This is a genomic window from Sphingobacterium sp. BIGb0165 (genome assembly GCF_024810095.1).
GTDB lineage: Bacteria > Bacteroidota > Bacteroidia > Sphingobacteriales > Sphingobacteriaceae > Sphingobacterium > Sphingobacterium detergens.
In genome coordinates, this window is sequence record NZ_JANUEB010000007.1 from 287,152 (window position 1) to 305,358 (window position 18,207).

Here is an 18,207-nt window from a genome sequence, read left to right on the forward strand (position 1 = left end):
ATCCCTTTAGTTATTACAACATAAAGAAAATATTTATTTTTTTCGAAACACAGACCTAAAAAACGATCAACAACTGAATTTCAATAAATTTGTAGCCTCTTGGTTAATAATACTCAGGTGTTTACTACTTTTTTGTTAAAAAATCATTATCAAATTACCTTAATTATTAAAAATATAATAGAAATTAACTACTTTTATTCCACCATAACAACCCTCCTATCAAAACCACTACGATTTTGATGTTTGTTATGGGATCTCCTGCTATTATATTTTCAAGATCATCAATGCATGAAAAATTTAACCATTATTGGATTAACGCCTTTTGAAAAGCCTGACGTCAATCTCATGCCCAAACTCCATCACGCGGGTGCATTTCCCGTATTAAGTTTGGGACACGACTTAGCCAGCGCTCAGGAAGCACTGAATCAACTTGATCAGACTGCTATATTTACTTATGGAATTTATTTTCCAAATGATAAACTTCTATCCCTTGAAATTCCGGAGAAAGTAAGTGTCGTCATTCTTCCTTTTGGTACCCTAGCTCCTACGGCTCCGCACCTGTCTATAGTGTATCAGGTCAGCAGTCTGCAAGAAGCCAAACAAGCGGAACAGCTTAACGCAAAAGGAATTATCATAAAAGGAAATGAAGCTGGAGGTCTTGTTGGATATGAATCCACGTTTGTACTCTTCCAACGGATTATCAAAGAAATCCAGTCCATACCTATTTGGGTACAGGGCGGCATAGGTCTGCATACCGCTGCTGCCGCAAAATCCCTCGGTGCCACTGGAATTGTGTTGGACAGCCAACTTGCACTGTTTCCGGAATGTTCCATTACCCAGGACTTCAAAACGCTCTGTGGAAAATTAAACGGGACGGAAACCAAGATCATTGCCAATCATCGTGTGCTCGTGCGGCCAAATTCACCGACATTATCGGATCAGGTTGACACAGCTGAACTCAGAACGTATTTTACCGACCTGAATCCTGCTACGAGTTATATCCCGATGGGGCAAGACATTTCCTTGGCCATCGATCTTTATGAAGATTTCAGAACACTGAAAAAGCTTATTTTCGGATTTAAGGAAGCCATGTACGGCCATTTAAAACAGGCAAAAGCATTACAGCCGATTGACAGGGACAATGTATTAGCGAAACAACTAGGCCTACGTTACCCAATAGCACAGGGTCCCATGACCCGTGTCAGTGATGTCCCTGCTTTTGCCAATGCTGTAGCGGAAGCTGGAGCACTCCCCTTTGTTGCCCTATCCCTACTCCGTGGTGAACAAGCGAAAACCTTGGTTATGGAAACCAAACAACTCGCTGGAAACAAAACCTGGGGAGTGGGCATCTTAGGCTTTGCACCACAGGAATTGCGTGAAGAACAGACGGCCTATATCCTGGAAGCTAAACCTCCCGTTGTCCTGATTGCCGGTGGTCGACCTGCACAGGCTAAGGTATTTGAAAAAGCAGGCATAACAACGTTTCTACACGTACCGTCTCCTGCCTTGCTCGACATGTTTCTAAAGGAGGGTGCCAAAAATTTCATTTTCGAAGGTCGCGAATGCGGTGGCCACGTAGGACCACTTTCGAGCACTGTGCTCTGGGAAAAACAGATCGAACGTATCTTAAAAGAGGATCATCCAGAACATATCAGTGTTTTCTTTGCCGGCGGCATACACAATGCTTTCTCAACAGCATTTGTTTCTATCATGGCAGCTCCCTTAGCTGCGCGAGGCGTAAAAGTCGGTGTATTGATGGGAACAGCGTATCTTTATACGCAAGAGGCTGTAAGTACAGGTGCAATTCAGGAAGAATTTCAGTTGCAAGCCATGCAAGCCAGGGACACTGTCCTCCTGGAGACAGCACCAGGGCATGAAACCCGTTGCTTAAATACGGCTTTTGCACAACACTTCAATCGAGAAAAGTCCAAGCTATTGGCTGCAGGTGTGGATAGGAAAGATGTCTGGGAAAAACTCGAAAAATTAAACGTCGGTCGCCTGCGTATTGCAGCTAAAGGTGTCGACCGTCAAGGAGATCAACTGGTCAACATCCCTAAAAGTGAACAACTGGACCTGGGTATGTATATGATCGGCCAGATTGCAACCATGCAAAACAAGGTAATCTCCCTAGATGCTCTGCATCAACATGTCGGCATCGACAATCAGCAGTATATCCATGAAGCGATATTACCGGAAGAACCACTTTCCAGCGAAAAACCGTTGGATGTCGCCATTGTCGGAATGGAGTGTATTTTTCCGGGAGCCAAAAATCTGGAAGAATTTTGGCGCAATATTATCCTTGGAAAAGATAGCGTTACCGAAGTTCCAGATGAACGCTGGAACAAGGCTATTTACTACAAACCTGAAGCAGACGGTCCGGACGTATCGCACTCAAAATGGGGTGGTTTTATTCCGAAAATTGATTTTGATCCCTTAGCTTTCGGTATTCCACCGCAATCGCTCGCAGCTATTGAACCAACACAATTGTTGACGCTATTGGTAGCAAAGCGTGCCATGGAAGATGCCGGTTATGGCGAAAAACAAATCAACCGCGAAAACATTTCCGTTATTATCGGTGCAGAAGGTGGCAACGACCTTGCCAACAGCTATAGCTTTAGGGGATACTACAAACAGGTATTCGGAGAACTTCATGAGGAAGTGAAAGAGGCATTACCTCATACCACTGAAGATTCATTCCCTGGTATACTGGCAAATGTTATCGCTGGTCGGATCACGAACAGACTGGATCTCGGCGGCCGAAATTTTACGGTAGATGCTGCTTGCGCCTCATCCCTTGCAGCGATTGATCTCGCCTGTCAGGAACTTATTCTGGGTAAATCGGATATGGTGCTTGCTGGTGGAGCGGATCTCCATAATGGAATCAACGATTACCTGATGTTTTCCAGCACACATGCGCTATCACGTAAAGGACGATGTGCCACATTTGACAGTGATGCAGATGGGATTGCTCTTGGCGAGGGGGTAGCTATATTGGTGCTCAAACGCTACGAAGATGCTGTACGTGATGGCGACCGCATTTACTCGGTTATCAAAGGTGTGGGTGGATCCAGTGATGGTAAAGCTTTAGGCCTCACAGCTCCCCGAGAAATCGGTCAGGTACGCGCACTGGAACGTGCCTATAATCAAGCGGGTATCAGCGCAGCATCTGTTGGTCTAGTTGAAGCGCATGGTACAGGAACAGTTGTTGGTGATAAAACAGAACTGAGTGCGCTGACCAATTTATTCAGCCGTTCAGGAGCCTTACCAGCACAAACGCATTTAGGTTCGGTCAAAACCCAGATCGGTCACACAAAATGTGCTGCCGGATTGGCAGGCTTAATCAAAGCTTCCCTAGCGGTATTTCATGGAGTAAAACCACCGACACTTCACCTTCAACAACCAAATGCATATTATAATGCCCAAACCAGTCCTTTTGCTTTCCATGCCGAAACAGGTTTATGGGGAGAAAAAAGACGTTATGCTGGCATCAGCGCCTTTGGTTTTGGTGGAACAAATTTCCACGCTGTTATTGCGAATCATCCGCAGGAAGATAGTACAATTGCATTGCAATCTTGGCCATCGGAACTATTTGTTTTCCGTGGCGACAGCTACGACGAAGCTAAGGGTCAATTGGGTCAGGTAAAAGCACTGTTAGATATTAACGATAGCCTCCCGCTAAAAGATATCGCCTATAGCTTAGCTGTTGCTTCTGAAAAAGAGATCCAGCTCAGCATTGTTGCCGATACAGCCGAAGACCTAATGATGAAAATCGAATTGGTGTTATCTGGTATTGAAAGCAAAGACACCTTTATAGTCAATAAACGCGAAGGTAAAATAGCATTCTTATTTCCGGGACAAGGTAGTCAACGCATCAATATGGCCCGTGATCTCTTTGTGGTATTCCCTGCAATGCGAAAGCTGATCGCCCAGTATCCTGAACTGGAAAAAGTGGTCTTCCCTTCAACTACCTTTGATGCCGATTCTTTGAAACAACAAAAGGAAATCATTAAAGATACACGTCTGGCGCAACCGCTTTTGGGTATTGTCGATTTAGCCTTAGCTAAATTCCTCCAGTCATTGGGTATCGTCCCAGATATGCTGGCAGGCCATAGCTACGGTGAATTACCGGCATTGTGTTTCGCCGGCGTATTTGACGAAGAACAATTAGTCGAACTGAGCAGCAAGCGGGCTCAATCCATCCTGGATTCGGTCGAAAATGGAGATCCCGGCACCATGGTTGCTGTTAACACAAATGCGGAACAGTTGAAGACACTCCTAAATCGAGTGGAAGGCTGCTATCCGGTGAATTACAATTCTCCGACGCAATGTGTTGTTGCAGGTAGCACAGTAGCTATCGGGAAACTTATGGAGCTGTTAAAACAGGAACGTGTCTCTGCTAAAAAGTTGGAGGTTGCCTGTGCTTTCCACAGTCCTTTAGTCGCTAGATCAAAAGAGCTTTATGCGAGTGTATTGAAGGATGTTCCATTCCAAGAAATGCAACTACCGGTCTGGTCAAACACAACAACAAGCTTATATCCTACTTCGGTATCCGAAATAAAAGCAAGACTGACTGATCATCTGGTTCAACCTGTCCGCTTTGTTGAGGAGCTTCAGGCCATGTATGCAGATGGCGCACGGATATTTATTGAGGTAGGTCCAGGTAAAGTGCTGACGGGCCTGACCAAATCTTGTCTGGAGCAAGATCAACTGACCCTGTACGTAGAGGATAGCAACCGCAACAAATTGACGCACCTGCTCTGTATGCTTGCACAATATTTGGGAACTGGTCGCAATTTCGCTATTGATAAACTTTTTGAAGGCCGTCAGATTCAACCAATCCAGCTAGATCAACCAAACTTATATAAGAAAAACCCTACTATATGGCGTGTCAATGGACAAGCTGCACATCCAACGACAGGAACGCTACCTGTCAATGGCGCATTGCCAATAGTAAGCCCCATTAAAATGAGTAACCTTAACAACCCTATAGCTGCAACGACAGAAGCACAACCTGCTGCTGAGCGTATGCTGAAAGAATATTTAAACAGCATGAAAATGCTGATCCAGGCGCAACGTGATGTCATGCTTTCCTTTTTGGGACAAAACCCACAAGTAGCACCTATGCCAGTCTATTCGAGCCCTGCACCAAATGTGACTGCAGATCGTTCTAACCCGATTCCTATTCAACCAGCTCTCAGTGAAAATTCCGCTGTCGCAACAGTTGTACAAACAGCAACCAAAGACATTAAAACTTTATTGTTGCAGGTGGTAAGCGACAAGACGGGCTATCCACATGAAATGTTGGGTATGGAAATGGATCTGGAGGCTGATCTCAGTATCGATTCAATCAAACGGGTGGAAATTATCGGAACCCTACGTACAGAGCTTGGAACACTGAAGTTCGATCACGAAAATGAAGATACAGTCATGGAACAATTGGCCGCCATAAAAACCTTAAATGGCCTGGTTTCCTGGTTAACGGAATTCAGCGGTGCAACAGCGGCGCCAGCAACAAGTACTCCAGCAGCAGTATCGACACCTGCAAGCGCAACGACAAACAAGTCTTCACTCTCCCTTGCAGAATTACAAACAGCAATACTGGATATCGTCAGCGAAAAAACCGGTTATCCCAAAGAAATGTTAGGATTGGATTTGGACCTGGAAGCGGATTTGAGCATAGACTCTATCAAACGGATGGAAATCATTGCTGAATTGAAGACCAAAATTGGTTTTGGGGAGGATCTCGAACATGCCGAAGATCTAATGGAAACCTTAGCAGCGATTAAAACCCTTAACGGTCTTGCTTCCTGGATTAGTGAAGTTAGTGATACAGCTCCTGAACAGAGCCTCTTGTCCAGACTTCGTTTTGACCTGACACCAGCGGATGCGGCTTCAGCACAAGATACAGAAATTCTACAGGGCAAACGTTTTGCCATTGCTCCAGATCATGGGCAACAGACACTAGCCATCAAAACCATGCTCGAAAAACATGGTGCTATCGCAGAACTGGTCAATCCGGAAAATGATCTTGCTGTCTTCGATGGGCTAATTATCTCCGACATATTTTCAGCAACAGTACAACATAATATTATAGATCAAGTGGATCTGATCAAAAAAATGGATCTGGACAGGGCCAAATGGGTTTATTTAATCTCTGATATTCCGGCACATGTCGAAAAAACAAATGATACGCATGCCTTACGCCACTACCAGGGTTACCCTGGACTGTTTAAAAGTCTAGCTCGTGAATTTGAACAGACCAGCTGTCGATTGATCAGTTTAAGCACACCACAGGAAACAGATCAGATCGCTGAAATCGCACTAAAAGAAATCTTGACAACCGATAAAACCGTAGAGGTTATCTACAAAAATGATCAACGTCATACAGTCGATATCATTCCTTCACCACTGTCGACAGGCAACGAAGAAGTGCAAATCCAACTGGATCAAAAATCTGTTGTCCTTGTCCTTGGCGGTGGACAGGGTATCACTTCTGAATTAGTAAAACACATGTCGGCCTCCTACCCTTGTACTTACATCCTTGTGGGCAGGTCAGCAGATCCAAGAAAAGACATCCCGATCTCGAAAGAACTGGAAACAATGACCTCCAAGGAACAGATCAGAGCTAATCTTATTCAATCAGGACTATTCCATGCACCAGCACAAATTGAGAAAGAGACCCTCCGCATCTATAAGAACAATCAGATCCTACGGACTATCCGCGATATGGAACGCTTAGGAAATACTGTCGTTTATGAATCATTGGATCTCTGTGATGAGGCTGGATTAACGGCCTTGCTCCACCAGATTTATGAACAATATGGACAGCTCGATGGTGTTATCCATGGTGCAGGTTTGTTGGAAGATAAACTGTTCAAACAAAAAACGACCAGTTCTTTTGGACGTGTCTTTGATACCAAAGTAAAACCATTACGCGTATTAGCGGAACAACTACGTTCGGACTGTCAGTTCGTCGTCTTATTTTCGAGTATAGCATCTGTTTATGGCAACAAAGGTCAGACAGATTATGCAGCAGCAAACAGTGTGTTGGATGACTATGCCAATGTACTGAATAAACGCTTGAAAGGAAAGGTTATTTCGATCAATTGGGGTCCTTGGAAAGGTGCCGGCATGGTTTCACAGACATTGGAAACAGAATATGAACGCCGTGGCATCTCCCTTATTCCTTTGGATGAAGGGAAGGAAATTTTCCTTAACGAGATCAGGTATGGTACGGAAAGCCAAGTGTTAATTATGTCAGGCAACAATTGGTAAACCGTCATATCCATTGATTATGAAGAAAACAGATGTTGCCATCGTTGGTTTATCTTGTGTCTTTCCGGGGGCACAGGATGCCAATATGTTCTGGCAAAATATCATTAATAAGGTCGATTCCACGGAATTTGCTCCAGCCGATCGCATTGACCCTATCCATTTTAGTGATGGTCCGGGGACTGTAGATCGCTTTTATTGCAAACGTGGTGGGTTTATCTCAGACTATGTGTTCGATCCAACGGCATTTGGCATTTTACCTCTTGCCGTTGAGGGAACCGAGCCGGATCACCTGTTAACACTTGATCTGGTACAGAAAGCATTGGAAGATGCCGGCGTATTTCAAAAACAGGTATCACTGGAAAAAGCGGGAATTGTCATCGGGAAAGGAAATTATACTGGTCCGGGAGCTACCCGTGCCATAGAAATTGTACGTACAGGCGAACAGATTTCCTCCCTTTTACAGGAACTTTTACCGCAGGTGCCAGCTGCTGATATCGAAAAGGTAAAACAAGCATTCCAGGAACGCAAGGGACGCTTTGCCGCTGATACGGCTATGGGCTTAATCCCTAATCTTGTTGCTTCGCTTGTTGCCAACCGTTTCAATCTTGGTGGTGTGGCCTTTACTGTAGATGCTGCTTGTGCCAGCGCCCTGATCGCTGTAGACCATGCTGTACAGGAACTGCAGCGTGGCCGTAGTGACATCATGATTGCGGGCGGTGTACATACAGGTCAAAATGCTGCTTTCTGGAGCATCTTTGCCCAATTGGGTGCCCTTTCTCACAACCAACAGATCAAACCTTTCAGCATGGATGCCGATGGCTTACTCATCGGTGAAGGCTGTGGTTTTGTTGTATTAAAGCGACTCGAAGATGCTGTACATGACCAGGATAAAATCTATGCTGTCATCAAAGGTGTGGGCGTAAGTAGCGATGGTCATGGCACAAGTGTCATGAGTCCATCGGTGAAAGGACAATTAAAAGCTTTACAACAGGCTTGGATAAATGCTGAACTGGACGAAAAACAGATCGGCTATCTGGAAGCACACGGTACAGGGACACCTCTTGGAGATAAAACTGAACTACAGACACTGTCGCAGTTTTTCGGTAAAGAAGACGCTGCTCTAGTTGCTGGGATCGGTTCGGTCAAATCCAATATTGGTCATGCTATGCCTGCGGCAGGAATCGCGGGCCTGATAAAAACCTGTTTAGCGCTACACCATGATACACTACCACCAACCCTTTATTGCGAAAACCCTACCGCTGATATGCAGACAACGCGATTTGCTCCCGTGCAGGAAGCAAAAAGCTGGTCAAAGACGGGTCTACCCAAGGTGGCCGCGGTAAATGCTTTTGGTTTCGGCGGTATTAACGCGCACGTGGTCTTAACAGGCTATGATATGCCTAAAAAAGATCCCGTATTGTTACTTGCCCGACCAACACATGCGGAATTACTTTCTGCCTTACAGCATAACGACACAACAGTGGGTGAAGGCCATTATCGCCTCGCTCTATTTGATCCCACCCCAGAACGGATTGAAAAGGCAATCAAAATCGTCTCTAAAGATAAAGCCTGGCGCAACAAGCAGGATATCTGGTATACCTCTACCCCATTATTACAAGAGGGTGGCAAGGTTGCCTTCGTCTTCCCTGGTTTAGATGGCTTAGCGAAGGGAGAGGTAGACTCGGTCAGCCGCTATTTTGGACTGACTGCACCTATACAAACCGAAGGTGAAGGACTGCTGAATGATGCGTTGGCTATTTTCAATTCTTGCAGCATTTTAGACAATTCCCTAAAAAAACTGGGAATATATCCAGACATGAATGCTGGGCATAGCTTAGGTGAATGGCTGGCGGGCTATTCTTCGGAACTAGCTGAAGCAAGTTCGGTCAAGGATCTTATTGATGTTCTTCACCCGAAGACCTTTGAACTCAAGGATTCCAAATTTATTGCCATCGGAACCGGGCTGAAGGAAATTACACCTTTGATTACTGGAATTCCTAATATTTATGTTTCCAATGACAACTGTCCACATCAGGTCATTCTATGCGGCAGCAATACCGCTCTAGAAGAGCTTGTACCTCTGCTGAAAGCGAAACAGATATTTCATCAGATCCTGCCATTCCAATCAGGTTTTCACTCACCTTTTGTGGCAGACAAGCTCGATCTGATCCTAGCAGGTATGGAAAAAGTACAGTTTCAGCCAACCAAGATCCCTTTGTGGTCGGCCACCACACTGATGCCATATCCATCGGATCAACAGGCCATCCGCCAACTGAGTGCCGAACACCTTGTACAACCGGTCCGTTTCCGCGAGCTAACGGAAAAGCTTTATGACGAGGGAGTCCGGTTCTTTATCCAGGTGGGTACTGGTGGACTGATTGGCTTTATTGACGATACCTTAAAGGGAAAAGCTTTCAGCACCCTAGCGTCAAGTGTGGTAACACGTTCAGCGCTTGCTCAGCTACAACGTGTCGTGGCGGCTTTATTTGTAGAAGGCAAAACAGTGGCACTGGATTTTCTGGCGGTACAAAACCATATAAAAAAGGCGACAAACAAAGGCATGAAGTTACAGCTCGGTTCGCCTATCGTCCGTAATTTCGACGCGGTCAAGAGCTTAGGAAAATCTTTTGATACTGTACAGCCACAACTGACCGCCGGAACAGCTGTAAGGGGCAATCATCCATTGGTACAGGCATTTCAGGAGAATATCGCCGATATGATCCGGATGCAGGAAGAAGTATTGACACTTTTTCAGAACCGACCAGCGCCTAGCGTTGTGGCAACTGTCACCAAGCCCCTTGTCGTAGAAAAACCTGTAGACAGACATTTTTCAAAAATGCTGCAGGTCAATTTGGACAGTCATCCCTACCTGATCGATCATAGTCTGCTGCGACAACCACAGGGATGGCCAGAAGTAGCGGACATGGAACCGGTGATCCCGATGACCATGATTTTTGAATTGCTGGCCGAAATCGCTCAGGCAGAACAACCTGCTACCAAGATCCATAAGATCATGCATGTGAGTGTGTTCCAATGGATGAATGTAGCCAAACCTTTTGAAAAAATGGTCAAGGGCGAATGGCGTTCCGCTCAACTTGCCTATCTGGATATCGAGAATTTTGCAAATGCAGAGGTAGCGCTGTCTACGGCATATCCCGACGCACCAGAGTTTGATCTTTCCATAGGTGAGCCCCTGCCCATCACGCGTACTTCCGAAGAAATCTATGATAAGCATATGTTCCATGGAACAGCCTATCAAGGGATTATGGAGGTAACCGCTGTAGGTAAAAAAGGTATCATTGGCAAGATCAAGGGCAATGGTGGAAAGGGCTCGCTATTGGATAATGCGGGACAATTGTTCGGTTTGTGGCTTCAGCTTACATTGATAAAAGATCGCATTGCATTCCCTGTTAAAATCAAAGAAATTGAGTTTTTCGATGAGATTCATAACCAGGACGGTCTGTTTGAATGCACCTGTGTGTTAACTGAGCTGAACGATGAATTTGCCATCGCAAACATTACGCTTCAACGAAACGGGAAAGTATGGTGTTCAATCAGAGGATGGCAAAATAGACGATTGGAAATCGACGAAGCGTTGTGGAACGTTTCCATGTCGCCATTGCACAACCGTCTCTCAGCGGAAATCGCACCAGCTGTTTTCTTTTTCCACCAAGCCTATACCCGTGTAGCTTCCTGGGACTTTATCCTGAAACGCTACTTTAACCAAACAGAAAAACAGCACTACCAACAATTGCTGCCCAACCGCAGAAAAAGTTGGATGGTGAGCCGAGTTGCGGTAAAAGATGCTGTACGCCAGCTACTGAACCATCAGAAAGGCCTTCCCTGCTATCCCATTACGTTTGAGATCCGCTCGGATGAAGTCGGTAAACCTTATCTACTAGGCGATGAGACTAAAGATATCCATGTCTCACTGGCCCACAAGGGAAAAGATGCCGTAGCTATCGCCCGCCAAGACCGATCTGTAGGTATTGACATGGAACTCATCGAGGAGCGCAGTGCCGGTTTTTACCCACTGGTCTTTACCGATGCTGAAATGGAATTGCTAAAAGACAGGGAACAGGCCGAATGGACGACCCGTTTTTGGGTAGCGAAAGAAGCTTACGGAAAATTTCTGGGGACTGGCCTACAGGGCAACCCAAAAAGACATGAAGTAGAACGCATCCAGGGAGATCATCTTTGGATCAATCAAATAGAAATAAAAACGATCAAACACCAAAATTATATTATCGGATGGACACTGTAAACACCACACTAAAATTAAATCATGAAGAATTATTCGCTTTATTAAAAGGCTTTATAACAGAAGTTATCGGCGAAGAATTTGTAGAAGAGATGGATATCACGCCAGAAAGCTCCTTCACAAAGGACCTTGAAATGGACAGCATTGAAATTGTTTCTTTTTCAGAGAAAATCAAAGCACATTTTGGTGACCAGATTGATTTCACAGGCTGGTTATCTTCGATGGACCTGGATCAACTGATCAATCTTGACCTCCGCATGATCATCAATTATATCTACGAATGCCAATAATTACGGTCAACAACAGAAAGGTTCACATACAAGAACTAAATAAAGGTGCTGAACATACCGTGGTACTGATCCACGGCATGTTCAGCAACCTCTCTATTTACTATTTTAATATTGCTCCGATCCTAGCGCAGCATTTCCACGTGGTTATGTATGATCTCAAAAGTCATGGCATGAGTGAACGTGTATCGGAAGGCTATGATCTTGAAAATATGTCATTCGATCTGATTGCTTTGTTGGATAGTCTACAACTTCAGAACGTCCATCTGCTGGGTTACAGTTTTGGTGGACTAATCGCGTTGAAAACCGCATTGCAGATCCCCACCCGTGTGGAACGACTCGTCGTTATGGAGGCTCCGGATCCACAGGATGAGAAAGCACGCAACATCATCGATGAGTATAGTAAGGAATTTTTGGAGCATTATATCGCCAATTTTACCGATACAACAAAAATGAAAATGGGTAAGCGACAATTTGAAAAAAATCATAGCCTTTACGAGTTTTTATTCAACCAGACGAGCATCAAAGCTGATATGATCAAGGAAAAATATTTCCTCCATGAAATGGATACTGCAACATTACCGCCATCCACCTTACTGTTGTATGGAGAAACATCAAACTGTAAACCAACGGGGGAATGGCTGCAAACAAAAATATCTGGCGCTCAACTTGAACTCATTCCGGGAGATCACAATATTCCCATACAAGAACCTACACAGATAGCTGAAACTATCGTTGATTTTTTATCTAACCCTTTATTACAAAACCATGGCTAAATTTGTGTTTGTTGTCCCCCCACTGACAGGTCATGTCAATCCGACGTTGAGCATTGGTGCTGAACTATTGGAAAGAGGACATGAGGTGGCCTGGATCAGTCTCGACAAAAACTTAACTGATAAACTTCCAGCTGGCGGAAAGCTTTTGCTTATTCAATATGACCAGACGGATGAAGAAAAAAAAGAAAGTGAACAGTACCTCGATATCATTTCAAAAAAGATCGTCTATGGTATTGATAGCATCAAGTTTCTTTATGAAGATGTACTTATCCCTTTAAATAGACATTGTTATAAAGGTATCCTTACCTTATTAGAAACATTTGCACCTGATCTCGTGATTGGTGACCATCAATTATTTGCGGCATCCATCGCTGCAAAAAAACTGGGGCTCCGCTATGCGACTACTGTCACGGCTCCCGCAGCAATTAAAATTGTCAGTGAACTCCCAAAGGTACACGAATGGGAAGAAAAGCAGATCGTTGCTTTACAACAGGAACTCGGTGTCGCTGGAAATAAATCTTTGGATTGCTCGGATTTGCTTACGCTTGTCTTGACATCCCGTTATTTCTTTGGTGAGATGGATCTCAGCTCAAACTATCAGTTCACAGGACCTGTCCTGGCCGAACGTCGGGTATCGGCTGAATTTGACTGGGATAAACTGCATGCGAGTAATCGAAAAAAAATCCTGGTCAGTATTGGTACTACCTTTGATCACGACCATAAGAAAGCGTTTTTCCAAAAGGTTATCGATGCATTTGCGGGAGAGGAGCTGACTGTCGTCGTTGTTTCAGATCCGCAGCTATTTGATGCCTGGCCTGAAAACTTCATGGTTTATCAACAAATCCCGCAATTGGATCTGTTACCACATCTGGATGCTGTTGTATGCCATGGTGGACATAACACGGTTTCCGAAACTCTTTCACAGGGTCTGCCACTTGTGGTCATCCCGATCGCTTACGACCAGTCACATGTCGCGGGTCGCGTAGTCCGTACCGGTGCCGGTGAACGACTGAATTTCAATCGCTTTAAAGCACATCATTTAAAAGATAGTGTCCATACCATCTTGAATAATCCAACCTATCGTGAAGCTGCACATACCGTACGTCAATCTTTTGTCGATGCGGGTGGCACGAAAACCGCTGCAGATCTCTTGGAACAAACTACCGCTCCTATCGCTTCAAGAGCGGATGTACCGGCTAAGTTCCTCTTTGTTGTTCCACCATTTTTTGGACATATCAGCCCAACATTAAGTGTAGGTGCAAGCCTCCTTGCCCGCGGGCATGAAGTCCGGTGGTTTGGCATAACGCCTCTAGCTGATCATCATATCCCTGCAGGTGGAAATTATATCTATCCTGAAGCGGATCTGCTACCTTTTCAGGAGGAACTCCAACAGCTATTGAAACGTCAGGATGATGGCCCCTCCTGTTCGGGCCCCGAAGTCATGAAACTGGCGCTGGAAGAAACCTATGTCCCGATCGCGAAAATGATGATGCCGGGATTGGAACGTCTTCTCGGCCAATGGCAACCTGATGTGATCGTAAACGACTGCATCACCTTTGGAGGTGCACTATTTGCACATAAACATCAGATCCCTTGTGTGACAACAACTCCCGTTCCACCGGATGTCATGGGTGACACGGAGAAAAGTGCTCCTAAGATATTTGAGTGGCAGCAAAATCTGATCAAAGACCTTCAAAAGTCCGTGGGAATTTATGATGAAGGAATCTTTATACACTCCCATCAGCTCAACCTGATATTTACGTCACAAGCTTTTGCCGGTTTTGAAACGGTACCGCCACACATGAAATTTGTCGGACCGGTCAAAGGTCGTCCAAACAATACCCCTTTTGACTGGGAACGTTTGGCCGCCAGCACTACTCCAAAAGTATTTGTATCCTTAGGTACACTACTCGTGGATATTCGAAAAGCATTTTTCGGTAAACTGATCGAGGCCTTTGCCGATCAACCGGTGACAATTATTGCTGCTACCCCACCGGAAATATTTGAAGAATGGCCTTCCAATTTTATTGTGAGTGGCTTTGTTCCCCAATCCGCTTTGATGCCACACATGGATATGGTTATTTGCCATGGGGGCTTCAATACGGTGAACGACACCTTTACCAATGGTTTGCCCATGCTGATCACACCCATCGCCTATGATCATTTTCATACAGCCAAACTTATTGAGCAGGCGGGTTGCGGGCTTAGCATCCGATACAAACGTATGCGTATAGATGCGCTGCGGGACACTGTGTTTGAATTGTTGGAAAACCCGATCTATCGAAATGCCGCCAAGGAGGTACAGAAGACCTTTCTAACCGCTGGCGGTAACGACCAGACGGTAGCGCTATTGGAAGATTTTGTGAAACAAGAATGTTTGACATTGGCACAGGTGTAGGCGATGAAAAGAAAACTATTATTTGGTGAGCGCATGCTGTTGGGGGATGGAACTGAGCCCTTCAACGCCGTCATTCCCTTTCGGCTACGTGGTGTTTTCAGCGAAGAAGATATCAAATACGCCTTGAGCCGATTACAGGAAAAACATCCCTGGCTGCGGGCACTTATCCAACATGATCAGAAAAATACACCTTGGTTTCAAGTTCCAGAACTAACCGTATCGATTCCGATACGGTTAGTAAACCGAAAAAGTGAAGACGACTGGCAAGAGGAATCCAAAAAGGAATGGCATTCGACCTTCGATTATCAGACGAAACCTTTAATCCGATTTGTCTGGATTAAGGGAGAAGAAGTCTCAGATATGCTATTTGTTTTCCATCATTGCTTATGTGATGGTGGCTCGGCCATGGCATTATTGTATGAATTTCTAAAAGTACTGGACAATCCGGCCGCGGAAATCGGACTGGAAAATCCGATCCTTGGTATTGAGGATGTCGTACCCGAACATATCTTACAGAGTGGTAAGAAGCGATTTAAGGCAAAAACAATTGGCCGATTAGCAGCTTTAGCTATTAAATGTATTCCGGTCGGCAGAAAAGCGATTGATCGGCAGACGGACTATCTGATTCATTGGAAGTTTGACCAAGCCACCAGCAAGCAACTTATTTCTCATTGCAAGTCATTGGATGTCACGGTCAATACATTTCTGGGGGCGACGGTATTGCAGGCATTCCGGAAAGTACGTGGCACGTCAGCATTCAATAAAGTTTCCTGTCCAGTAGATATCAGGCGTTTTGCACCACAGATAAAAGATGACCATATTTTTGCTTTCGGATTAATGATTGTCATGTCTTCGAACCAGAAAATGAGCTTTTTGGATAACCTACGGTTGATGCAGGATGACGTGGAACGCAAAACAGCGAAACTCAATCCTTATATCACCATGATGGTCATGGAATCTGCCCACGATGCGCTAAAGAACTTTACCAAACTCTTAAAACGGGGCAAGTCATCCAATGACTGTATGTTTTCCAATTTGGGACGCATACAGATCCCGGACCAATATCGGGCATTCAGCCTGGAAACAATCTTCAGTCCTTCGGTCATTGGTCCTTTGGGCAATACAACGACCATGGTCACCTCTACCTTTCGCGGACAAATGGATTTCTCCTTTATGGGCAGTGAGGGTTATTTACCACAGGCGGAAGCATTGGCCATCCGCGATGAGATCATCGATCAGATCAAACAACAATTAGATTACCAGGTAGCATCATGATCGAGAGAAAACTAATGATGGTGGAACGGATCATGTATGTTGATGCCAAAACACCCTTAAACTGTGTATTTGCTGCAAAGATCAGCGGGGAGATCGTCGAAGAACATCTTCGGAATGCCCTCAACAAAATTCAGCAAAAACATCCATTGCTCCGATCGGTTATCCGTATAGAGGATGCACAGCAACCCCGATTTGCTGTCAAAGAAGATATGGAATCTATTCCACTCCATATTGTCCAACGTCAAACGGATATGGATTGGCTGACAGAGTCGGAACGGGAATGGTATCGCCCCTTTAAAGCTGACAATAAGCCGCTAGCCCAATTGGTATGGATCAAAGGTAATTCCGCTTCGGAGTTGCTTTGGGTATTACCACATTGTGTCTGTGATGGAACCAGTATCGTCACGCTGATGCGGGAGCTACTTTGCCTGTTGGATAACCCCGATAGGGAACTCGAACCTTACCAGCTCTTTGAATCGGTTAATGAATTCCTGCCGCAGGGCTTTGAGCTTCAAAAAAAATCACGTAAAGCCAAATTCTATTTGCTATTGGCAAGATTTTTCTTTTTTCTGCAACGAAAGAGCAGAAAAAGAAATTTAGGAAAAAACTATGCGATGCACTGGAAACTGGATGCAGAAACAACGGCTACCATAACCCAAGGCTGTAAAGACCAAAGCATTTCTGTCCATGCGCTCCTATGCACGGCATTTATGCAAGCCTTTCGGGAGGTGCAAGGTAAAGCTGCAAAAAATAAAGTGATCAGTCCGGTTGATATCCGGCACTTTATTCCAGAAATCAAACAGGACCACATGTTTGCTTTTGCACCAACGGTGGAGCTTTCTCTAAAAAAGGGGAATGATAATGTCGTGGATACTGCGAAAGATATCAAAACGGCGCTCACACAAAAAATAGAAAAGATGGATGCCCGGGAGCTACTCTGGATGGGTGAACAGATGCACCCGATCGTGGAGCGCATGATTTCTATGTTAAAATCGAGCCCAGGAGGACATGACGTCACACTATCCAATATGGGTAAGCTCCAGATTCCAAACGAGTACAACAACTTCACTCTGGAGACCATATACAGTCCAACAGTGGCTTTCCCCTGGTTGAATTCAAATACTTTGGTTGCAACGACGTTCAATCAACAAATGGATTTCACGTTTATGTCCAATGAAGATTTTTTACCAAAAGAAGAAGCGATTAAAATAAAAGATAAGGCGATCGCAATCATGACCTTGTCCCTATAGCACTCCACATGACGAAGTTTACGGAATCAAAGAAAATAAAAAAAACAACGCTCAAGCGCTTTTTAAGGAAGCGCGCAATTTACTATATCCTCCCAAATGTATTCTTCAATTTCCTGGTTGCCTACGCCAGCTTTCAGGAGCTGGGATATACGCACTTTTTTGCTGGCCCACAAAGCCTGGCTCGACTGACGCTGCCGATGGCGATATTTTTACCTGTTGTTCTTACAATGGATATTATCAAGCGGGTGATCGCAGCCATAGAACAGGAGTCGATCGCATTAACAGTAGACAGTGAACTGAACAGGAATAAATTTATTACCAAGCTGTGTATTATCCATGGCTTCGTAACGGGTTTATTGGTATTCCTATGTCTGCTACTAGCACAACATAATCTATCTACACACTACAAGTTAAATGCGACTGCAATGGCTATTTTAGATGCTTTACTCGCAGGTGTGTTATCGATTTTGTTCACCTACTTACCAATCAAGAAATTAAGAAAACATTTGTCTGAACCTTCGTTAGTCATACAGGAAATAGAACGAAATTAGCTTCCCCTAGTGGGAAGCCCCCCTTCTAATATTTGCTACTTAAAGTCAGTATATGTTTTTTCCGAAATGAAACTGCTGTAATGTCTTGATCTTGGGTTTTATTGACTGTTAGGATTAAACAAAAAGGGCCGTAT

8 protein-coding genes are annotated in these 18,207 nt (G+C 44.7%); all 8 read left to right on the forward strand.

Translation table 11 applies throughout. The features are described 5' to 3' along the window. Positions 1 to 288: 288 nt before the first annotated feature. From M2408_RS17820 to M2408_RS17855, 8 genes are read left to right on the forward strand one after another with little or no spacing between them, the layout of a single operon-like run. Positions 289 to 7,275, forward strand: coding sequence for a type I polyketide synthase (locus M2408_RS17820; protein WP_259184113.1), 6,987 nt, complete (start codon positions 289 to 291; stop codon positions 7,273 to 7,275). A 19-nt stretch (positions 7,276 to 7,294) separates the two neighbouring features. Next, on the forward strand, positions 7,295 to 11,539 hold the full coding sequence (locus M2408_RS17825) for a type I polyketide synthase (RefSeq protein ID WP_259184134.1): 4,245 nt from the start codon (positions 7,295 to 7,297) through the stop codon (positions 11,537 to 11,539). Next, complete coding sequence (locus M2408_RS17830) at positions 11,527 to 11,826, forward strand: acyl carrier protein (RefSeq protein WP_120262284.1); 300 nt, start codon at positions 11,527 to 11,529, stop codon at positions 11,824 to 11,826. Before M2408_RS17825 ends, M2408_RS17830 begins: the two co-directional genes overlap by 13 nt. Beyond that, a complete protein-coding gene (locus M2408_RS17835; protein ID WP_259184158.1) occupies positions 11,817 to 12,599 on the forward strand; it encodes an alpha/beta fold hydrolase in 783 nt (260 codons plus the stop codon). The genes M2408_RS17830 and M2408_RS17835 overlap by 10 nt, the downstream gene beginning before the upstream one ends. After that, positions 12,592 to 14,997 carry a glycosyltransferase gene (locus tag M2408_RS17840; protein ID WP_259184160.1) on the forward strand — a complete coding sequence of 802 codons (2,406 nt, stop codon included), beginning with the start codon at positions 12,592 to 12,594 and terminating at the stop codon, positions 14,995 to 14,997. The genes M2408_RS17835 and M2408_RS17840 overlap by 8 nt, the downstream gene beginning before the upstream one ends. Positions 14,998 to 15,000: 3 nt before the next feature. Beyond that, complete coding sequence (locus M2408_RS17845) at positions 15,001 to 16,272, forward strand: condensation domain-containing protein (protein ID WP_259184168.1); 1,272 nt, start codon at positions 15,001 to 15,003, stop codon at positions 16,270 to 16,272. Then, positions 16,269 to 17,522, forward strand: a complete 1,254-nt coding sequence (locus tag M2408_RS17850; protein ID WP_259184193.1) for a condensation domain-containing protein — start codon at positions 16,269 to 16,271, stop codon at positions 17,520 to 17,522. Before M2408_RS17845 ends, M2408_RS17850 begins: the two co-directional genes overlap by 4 nt. A gap of 8 nt (positions 17,523 to 17,530) precedes the next feature. Further along, on the forward strand, positions 17,531 to 18,073 hold the full coding sequence (locus M2408_RS17855; protein WP_259184195.1) for a hypothetical protein: 543 nt from the start codon (positions 17,531 to 17,533) through the stop codon (positions 18,071 to 18,073). Positions 18,074 to 18,207 lie beyond the last annotated feature (134 nt).

What these genes read in the sequence shown, in the direction of transcription:
- M2408_RS17830 (WP_120262284.1), top strand. Translation starts at nt 11,527, where the DNA reads ATGGACACTGTAAACACCACACTAAAATTAAATCATGAAGAATTATTC.
- M2408_RS17850 (WP_259184193.1), top strand. Translation starts at nt 16,269, where the DNA reads ATGATCGAGAGAAAACTAATGATGGTGGAACGGATCATGTATGTTGAT.
- M2408_RS17855 (WP_259184195.1), top strand. Translation starts at nt 17,531, where the DNA reads ATGACGAAGTTTACGGAATCAAAGAAAATAAAAAAAACAACGCTCAAG.
- M2408_RS17845 (WP_259184168.1), top strand. Translation starts at nt 15,001, where the DNA reads ATGAAAAGAAAACTATTATTTGGTGAGCGCATGCTGTTGGGGGATGGA.
- M2408_RS17840 (WP_259184160.1), top strand. Translation starts at nt 12,592, where the DNA reads ATGGCTAAATTTGTGTTTGTTGTCCCCCCACTGACAGGTCATGTCAAT.
- M2408_RS17825 (WP_259184134.1), top strand. Translation starts at nt 7,295, where the DNA reads ATGAAGAAAACAGATGTTGCCATCGTTGGTTTATCTTGTGTCTTTCCG.
- M2408_RS17820 (WP_259184113.1), top strand. Translation starts at nt 289, where the DNA reads ATGAAAAATTTAACCATTATTGGATTAACGCCTTTTGAAAAGCCTGAC.
- M2408_RS17835 (WP_259184158.1), top strand. Translation starts at nt 11,817, where the DNA reads ATGCCAATAATTACGGTCAACAACAGAAAGGTTCACATACAAGAACTA.